The following is a 1759-nucleotide window of genomic DNA, read 5'->3' as shown; positions in this document are numbered from 1 at the left end:
AACCCTTAAGTCATGGTGGCTCTGGGTCTAGACTATCGAATCTCCCAATCTTGCTCCAGTTAGCTTTGCTACCCTAGTTTTTTTCATCATGTTTTATTTATTTTAGGAATTCTTCTTTATTGGATTGGAACCTTCTTGTGATGTTCAGAAGCTTAAATGCTAGGGGGGCGATCGCGGCGGCATAACAACCCGGTCGGAGCGGACTGTCGAAAGCCGCTACTGGGGATGCAAAAGTTATCGGCAGCCGCTCAACTGGAACGTTAGGTGGCTTGAGTTTAGTCCTTGCTTACACTATCCAAGCATTCACGAGTTAAACAGTCACAAAGGAATTCCCATGCCATATGTGAACATCCAGATTACAAAAGGTGCTACTAAAGAACAAAAGGCTCAACTAATCAAGGAGGTGACTGCTTCACTTGTGCGTATCTTGGGGAAGAAGCCGGAGCATACACATATCGTTATTCAAGAAATTGCAGATGAAGACTGGGGTTTCTCAGGTCTACTGACCGATGACTGGAAGAAACAGCAAGCACCTCAGTCACAAACTGAAACCTAACCAATCGTTGAGTTGGAAAGAAGCATGAATCAGGACAAAAGCTATAATCACTTTATAGACTAGTCGAATTCTTTGAGGCACATGAGTCAGCAGCTAACCCTGGAATTGAGTGATGAGGTTTATGCAGACCTACAGCGAAAGGCTAATGCTGTGGGTGTGTCAACTTCAGAGTGGATTGTTACTGTATTAATCAATCAGAGTAACAGTGTAAGTAAGGCTTTGCACTCGGTAATACAGCAGGAAGAGGCTCGGCAAAGATTTAGGAATCATGCTGGAGCGATCAGCCTTGAACATGCGACGGGTATAGACAATGAAAGCATCGATGCTGATCTTGTAAGAGCCTACGAAAATGAGTACAAGGAATAGGGCTGTTTTGTGCTTTTAGATACATCAGGCTTGTTGTGCTACATCCATCAAAATGAGCCGCAGCATCAGGAATCAGTACAATTACTCAACAGCGCAAGCAAGAGGTCTTTGACTCATAGCTATGTTTTAGCTGAATTGATCGCTTTAGCATTGATACGCCGGTTTCCTCGTCATGCGGTGCTGACTTTTGTTATGGACTTGCTTGATAATCCAGATATTGAAACTATTTGGGTGGACGAACAACTGCATCGAGAAGCCATGAAACTGTTGATTGATCGTCAAGACAAGACCTATTCGTTGTGTGATGCAGTCAGTTTTGTTGTGATGCGTCAGCGTGGCATGACAGATGCGTTGACAACTGACCGACATTTCGAGCAGGAGGGTTTTGTCAGATTGTTACAGTCAGCCACCTAACACTGCGTTGGTGCGGACGGTACAGAGATTATCGGTGGGAGTTCGAGGTGATCTGCCGCCGCACAACTTCACCGTTGGGCTGCTTCGTTCTTAGATCAGGGAAGCATAGTCAGGCTATTGGTCGATAATCGGTATCAATTTAGCTCACCAAGTAATATGAAATTCAAGTTTGCTCTTAAAGCTTGCCTTACGGCAGGCATTTCAATTCTCAGCATTATTCCAGCCTCAATTGCTCATGCTGGTAATGGTGTTCCTGACTATATTCTTGAGTATCAGGGTAGTGCTCAAGATGTAATGATAGAGAAGTAGAGTTTCTTGGTGTTCTCCTGCCATGCTTGCCTGTCCTATTTGTGCGTCTTCCGATACGGTCAAGAATGGTTGCATCCACACCGGTAAACAACGGTTCAAATGCCATGACTGCGG

The 1759-nt window shown here is 44.7% G+C and carries 5 protein-coding genes; all 5 read left to right on the top strand.

The window, feature by feature from the left end; genetic code table 11:
• The first annotated feature begins 334 nt into the window (after nt 1-334).
• Entirely contained in the window at nt 335-556 is a 222-nt protein-coding gene (locus GS601_RS22535; protein WP_162425537.1) for a tautomerase family protein, read from the top strand.
• Between the two features lie 81 nt (nt 557-637).
• Complete coding sequence (locus tag GS601_RS22530; RefSeq protein WP_162425536.1) at nt 638-922, top strand: hypothetical protein; 285 nt, start codon at nt 638-640, stop codon at nt 920-922.
• A 9-nt stretch (nt 923-931) separates the two neighbouring features.
• Nucleotides 932-1336: a PIN domain-containing protein gene (locus tag GS601_RS22525; protein ID WP_162425535.1), complete on the top strand. Its 405-nt coding sequence runs from the start codon at nt 932-934 to the stop codon at nt 1334-1336.
• 156 nt (nt 1337-1492) lie between these two features.
• The gene (locus tag GS601_RS24030; RefSeq protein WP_162425534.1) at nt 1493-1645 is read left to right on the top strand and encodes a hypothetical protein; all 153 of its coding nucleotides are present in this window, start codon (nt 1493-1495) and stop codon (nt 1643-1645) included.
• 22 nt (nt 1646-1667) lie between these two features.
• Nucleotides 1668-1759: IS1 family transposase (locus GS601_RS24025; protein ID WP_162425533.1), on the top strand; the 92-nt coding region annotated here is incomplete at its 3' end.

Origin of the sequence: Myxacorys almedinensis A (assembly GCF_010091945.1) — a bacterium.
GTDB classification, from domain to species: Bacteria; Cyanobacteriota; Cyanobacteriia; order Leptolyngbyales; family Leptolyngbyaceae; genus Myxacorys; species Myxacorys almedinensis.
This window is presented reverse-complemented; position numbering and strand designations above follow the sequence as displayed.